Raw genomic sequence first — 5,400 nt, forward strand, 5'->3', positions numbered from 1 at the left:
GGCGTACCCCGGGGTCGGAGAAGCCCCCCTCGTGTACTCGACCGTGTGCTCGACGCCGTCGCCCGCACAAATCGAAGGGGTGCCGGGAGATATCCCAGCACCCACTCGCCACAAGGTCCTACGAGCACCGATGACCGGCGCACCCCGGAGGTCAGGGCGCCGGCGCCGGCGCAACTGGAGCGGGCGACGGGAATCGAACCCGCGTAGCTAGTTTGGAAGACTAGGGCTCTACCATTGAGCTACGCCCGCGACGCCAAGATTCTGGCACACCGCATGGTAGCCGGTCGAACCGGCTCGGCGGTCGGGCGTGAATACCGGCTGCCTGGGCGTACGGAGGCATGTACTCTACGTGTCGCACCAGCGGGGTGTGGCGCAGCTTGGTAGCGCGTCCGCTTTGGGAGCGGAAGGCCGTCGGTTCGAATCCGGCCACCCCGACCAGCAGTTACGCGGCCGTCGCGCGACGGCGCGGTGGGAGGACGGCGAGCGCGCGGCGGAGGGGATCGACCCTGTCCGGCGCGTTTGGCAGTACCGGTAGGATGGGCGGTCGGCGACCCGACGCGCGGCACCGATCGCGCGCAAGTGAGTGGCCCCCATCAACGTAAAGCCCCCAAGGAGACCCAACCGTGAAGAGCGCCGTCGAGACTCTGAACCCGACCCGGGTTCGACTCACTGTCGAGGTGCCCTTCGAGGAGCTCAAGCCCAGCCTCGACGCGGCGTACAAGAAGATCAACCAGCAGGTCACGGTGCCGGGCTTCCGCAAGGGCAAGATCCCTGCGCGCGTCATCGACCAGCGGTTCGGCCGTGGCGCGGTCCTCGAAGAGGCCATCAATGAGGCGCTGCCGAAGTTCTACACGGAGGCTGTCACCGAGGGTGAGCTCTCCGACAGCGTGCTCGGCCAGCCTGATGTCGACATCACCGAGTTCGACGACGGCAACGAACTGAAGTTCACCGCCGAGGTCGAGATCCGGCCGACCATCGAGATCCCGGACTACACCGGCATCGAGGTCACCGTGGACGCCATCGAGGTGCCCGAGGAGGACGTCGACGCCGCGCTGGAGCAGCTTCGCGACCGCTTCGCGACCACCACCCCGGTCGAGCGCGCCGCCGCCGACGGTGACGTGGTCGTGCTCGACCTCCAGGCGTCGGTCGACGGCAAGGTGCTGGACGACGGCGTCGCCACCGGCGTCAGCTACACCATCGGCTCCGGCCAGCTCCTCGACGGCATCGACGAGGCCGTCACCGGCCTGGAGAAGGGCGGCACCGCCACCTTCGCCTCCTCGCTGAGCGGCGGCACCGGCGCCGGCCAGGAGGCCGAGGTCAAGGTCGACGTCACCGACGTCCAGGCCCGCGAACTGCCCGAGCTGGACGACGAGTTCGCGCAGCTCGCGTCCGAGTTCGACACCCTGGAGGAGCTGCGGGCCGACTCCCGCAAGCGCCTTGAGCGGATCAAGACCTACGACCAGGCCACCCAGGCCCAGGAGAAGGTGCTGGACGCGCTCATCGAGCTGGCCGAGGTGCCGATCCCGGAGAAGCTGCTGGCGAGCGAGACCGAGACGCGCACCCACAACCTGGAGCACCACCAGTTCCCGGCGCTCGGCCTGGACTGGGACACGTACCTGGAGCGCGAGGGCAAGACCCGCGAGGAGTACGACGCGGAGGTCTCCGAGCAGGCGGTCAAGGGCATCAAGACCCAGTTCCTCCTGGACGAGCTGGTCAAGACCGAGAAGCTGTCGGTCAACCAGGAGGAGCTGACCGAGCACCTCATGCGCCGTGCGCAGTCCTCCGGCATGTCCCCCGAGCAGTTCGCGCAGGCCGTCGTCGAGGGCAACCAGGTGCAGCTCCTGGTCGGCGAGGTGGCCCGCGGCAAGGCACTTGCCGTCGTCGTCGAGTCCGTCAAGGTCATCGACAGCAACGGTGAGGTCGTCGACCTGTCCGACGAGGACGAGGACGAGGCCGCCGAGGCCGCTGAGGCCGCCGACGGGGACGCCCCCGAGGTCGCTGAGGACGCCCCCGAGGCCGCTGAGGACGCGGACTCCGCCGAGGCCGACAAGAACTGACCTGAAGCGGCCCGAAGGGGCACGGGGGTTCTGCTGCGGAAGGCGTTCGCCCATCAGGGGCGCGGGGAACTGCGCGACCAACCCACCACCGGCCGGTGGTCCGGGAATTCGCCGCGGAGGCTGGGCCTGCGGGCCCGGCCCGCCACGGTGGACGGTCGCGCGGTTCCCCGTGCCCCTTTTTCGGGTCCGCGGCCCGAACACCGTGCCCGGTCCGCCCGGCGACCGGGGCGTTCCAAACCCGTACCGCGCGGCATGCGCTCACAGCGAACAGTCCCGCGTAGGGGATTGCTGGGCCCCACCTGCGCGTTAGGGTCCACAAGTAGGAGGGCAGGGGTGTGGCAAGGGTCAGCGGTCGCCCCCGGCCCGGACGAAGACCGTGACGGTTGCTTCGACCGTCCGACAACGAGCAGGTGGATACGTGACGACTCCGATGCCTATCGCCGCCGGCGAGCCGAGCCCCGGCGGTCTCGGCGACCAGGTCTACAACCGACTGCTCGGCGAGCGCATCATCTTCCTCGGCCAGGCCGTCGACGACGACATCGCCAACAAGATCACCGCACAGCTCCTGCTCCTTGCGGCCGAGCCCGACAAGGACATCTACCTCTACATCAACAGCCCCGGCGGCTCCGTGACCGCCGGCATGGCGATCTACGACACGATGCAGTTCATCAAGAACGACGTCGTCACCATCGCCATGGGCATGGCCGCCTCGATGGGCCAGTTCCTGCTCACCGCGGGTACCCCCGGCAAGCGGTTCGCGCTGCCGAACACCCGCATCCTCATGCACCAGCCCTCTGCCGGCCTCGGCGGCTCCGCCACCGACATCAAGATCCAGGCCGAGCAGTTGCTGCACACCAAGCGCCGGATGGCCGAGCTGATCGCCGAGCACTCCGGCCAGAGCTTCGAGCAGATCACCAAGGACTCCGACCGCGACCGCTGGTTCTCCGCCGAGGAGGCCCGGGAATACGGCCTGGTGGACGGCGTCATGCTCTCCGCCGCGCACGTCCCGGGCGGCGGCGGCACCGGCGCCGCGCCCGCCTCCTGAAAATGAGGCCGCCCGCACCGACCGCCCGGCCGTGCCTGCCCGGCACCGCCGACGCGCCGGCCGCGCCCGCCCGGCCCCCGACATCGACGCACCTCATCACCTGGAGACGGTGGACGTGAACCCCTTGAACTTCCCCGGCAGCGGTCTCTACGAGCGCACCGCGGCCGAGCGGCCCGGTCTGTTCGGCGCGGAGGCCCGCTACATCATTCCGCGCTTCGTCGAGCGCACCTCGCAGGGCGTGCGCGAGTACGACCCGTACGCGAAGCTCTTCGAGGAGCGCGTGATCTTCCTCGGCGTGCAGATCGACGACGCGTCGGCCAACGACGTGATGGCGCAACTGCTGTGCCTGGAGTCGATGGACCCCGACCGGGACATCTCGGTCTACATCAACAGCCCCGGCGGCTCCTTCACGGCGCTGACCGCGATCTACGACACGATGCAGTTCGTCAAGCCCGACATCCAGACGGTCTGCATGGGTCAGGCGGCCTCCGCAGCGGCCGTGCTGCTCGCGGCCGGCAGCCCCGGCAAGCGGATGGCGCTGCCCAACGCGCGCATCCTCATCCACCAGCCGTACAGCGAGACCGGCCGCGGTCAGGTCTCCGACCTGGAGATCGCCGCCAACGAGATCATCCGGATGCGCCAGCAGCTGGAGGAGATGCTCGCCAAGCACTCCACCACGCCGATCGAGCAGATCCGCGACGACATCGAGCGCGACAAGATCCTCACCGCTGAGGAGTCGCTGGCCTACGGCCTGGTCGACCAGATCGTGTCCACCCGCAAGACGTCCGTGGGCGTCTGAAGGACGGGTAAGCTGCGCCCTCCGTGCGCGCCCCCGCCCGTACTCGGACCGCGAGTACGTCCAGGGGGGCCCACACGGGGGGCGCGGCAAGGTACCGTCGATGAGAGAAGCACCAGGTTCCGTTGAAGGTCGGCGGAGCCCAGGCGAAGGGGAAAGACCTCGTGGCACGCATCGGTGACGGCGGAGACCTGCTGAAGTGCTCGTTCTGCGGAAAGAGCCAGAAGCAGGTGAAGAAGCTCATCGCAGGTCCCGGTGTGTACATCTGCGACGAGTGCATCGACCTCTGCAACGAGATCATCGAGGAGGAGCTCGCCGAGTCCTCCGAGGTGCGCTGGGAGGACCTGCCCAAGCCGCGGGAGATCTACGAGTTCCTGGAGAGCTATGTGGTCGGGCAGGCGCCCGCCAAGAAGGCCCTCTCGGTCGCGGTGTACAACCACTACAAGCGGGTCCAGGCCGGTGAGAGTGGCCGCCCCGGCCACGACGACGCCATCGAGCTGGCGAAGTCCAACATCCTGCTGCTCGGCCCGACCGGCTCCGGCAAGACGCTGCTCGCCCAGACCCTGGCCCGCATGCTGAACGTGCCGTTCGCCATCGCCGACGCCACCGCGCTCACCGAGGCCGGGTACGTCGGCGAGGACGTCGAGAACATCCTGCTGAAGCTGATCCAGGCCGCGGACTACGACGTCAAGAAGGCCGAGACCGGCATCATCTACATCGACGAGATCGACAAGGTCGCCCGCAAGAGCGAGAATCCGTCGATCACTCGCGATGTCTCCGGCGAGGGCGTCCAGCAGGCACTGCTGAAGATTCTGGAGGGCACCACCGCCTCCGTGCCGCCGCAGGGCGGTCGCAAGCACCCGCACCAGGAGTTCATCCAGATCGACACCACGAACGTGCTGTTCATCGTGGGCGGCGCCTTCGCCGGTCTGGAGAAGATCATCGAGGCGCGGGCGGGCGCCAAGGGCATCGGCTTCGGCGCGACCATCCGCTCCAAGCGCGAGCTGAACATGGCCGACCAGTTCTCCGAGATCATGCCGGAGGACCTGGTGAAGTTCGGCATGATCCCCGAGTTCATCGGCCGTCTGCCCGTGATCACCAACGTGCACAACCTCGACCGCGAGGCGCTGCTGCAGATCCTGGTCGAGCCGCGCAACGCGCTGGTCAAGCAGTACCAGAAGCTCTTCGAACTCGACGGCGTGGAGCTGGAGTTCGAGCGCGGCGCGCTGGAGGCCATCGCCGACCAGGCGATCCTGCGGCAGACCGGCGCCCGTGGCCTGCGCGCCATCATGGAGGAGGTGCTGATGTCGGTGATGTACGAAGTGCCGTCCCGTCAGGACGTCGCCCGCGTCGTCATCACCGCCGACGTCGTGCACTCCAATGTCAACCCGACCCTCGTCCCGCGCGACCCGCGCATCGCGGGCCAGGGCGAGCAGAAGAGCGCGTAGCCCCTGCGGGTTGCCTGACACCACACGAAAGGGGGCGCCCGGTCCATCGCGGAC

Annotated in this window: 4 protein-coding genes and 2 tRNA genes; 5 read left to right on the forward strand and 1 reads right to left on the reverse strand. The window is 68.5% G+C overall.

Features of this window, described 5'->3' with window-relative positions; all coding sequences use genetic code 11:
- Window positions 1-175: 175 nt before the first annotated feature.
- A tRNA-Gly gene (locus tag AC13HU_RS31315) sits at window positions 176-249 on the reverse strand.
- 112 nt (window positions 250-361) lie between these two features.
- Here AC13HU_RS31315 and AC13HU_RS31320 point away from each other — a divergent pair.
- The 5 genes from AC13HU_RS31320 to clpX all read left to right on the forward strand — a co-directional run bounded on the left by AC13HU_RS31320 (window position 362) and on the right by clpX (window position 5,346).
- Window positions 362-438 (forward strand) — tRNA-Pro (locus tag AC13HU_RS31320).
- A 185-nt stretch (window positions 439-623) separates the two neighbouring features.
- A complete protein-coding gene (gene tig, locus AC13HU_RS31325) occupies window positions 624-2,057 on the forward strand; it encodes a trigger factor (RefSeq protein WP_483045356.1) in 1,434 nt (477 codons plus the stop codon).
- A 430-nt stretch (window positions 2,058-2,487) separates the two neighbouring features.
- On the forward strand, window positions 2,488-3,102 hold the full coding sequence (locus AC13HU_RS31330; protein ID WP_483045357.1) for an ATP-dependent Clp protease proteolytic subunit: 615 nt from the start codon (window positions 2,488-2,490) through the stop codon (window positions 3,100-3,102).
- A gap of 115 nt (window positions 3,103-3,217) precedes the next feature.
- Window positions 3,218-3,901, forward strand: a complete 684-nt coding sequence (locus AC13HU_RS31335; protein ID WP_483045358.1) for an ATP-dependent Clp protease proteolytic subunit — start codon at window positions 3,218-3,220, stop codon at window positions 3,899-3,901.
- A gap of 161 nt (window positions 3,902-4,062) precedes the next feature.
- The gene (gene clpX / locus AC13HU_RS31340) at window positions 4,063-5,346 is read left to right on the forward strand and encodes an ATP-dependent Clp protease ATP-binding subunit ClpX (protein WP_202233721.1); all 1,284 of its coding nucleotides are present in this window, start codon (window positions 4,063-4,065) and stop codon (window positions 5,344-5,346) included.
- The last annotated feature ends 54 nt before the right edge of the window (window positions 5,347-5,400 follow it).

Source organism: Streptomyces sp. NH27 (assembly GCF_056859195.1).

What these genes read in the sequence shown, in the direction of transcription:
- AC13HU_RS31330 (WP_483045357.1), top strand. Translation starts at nt 2,488, where the DNA reads ATGCCTATCGCCGCCGGCGAGCCGAGCCCCGGCGGTCTCGGCGACCAG.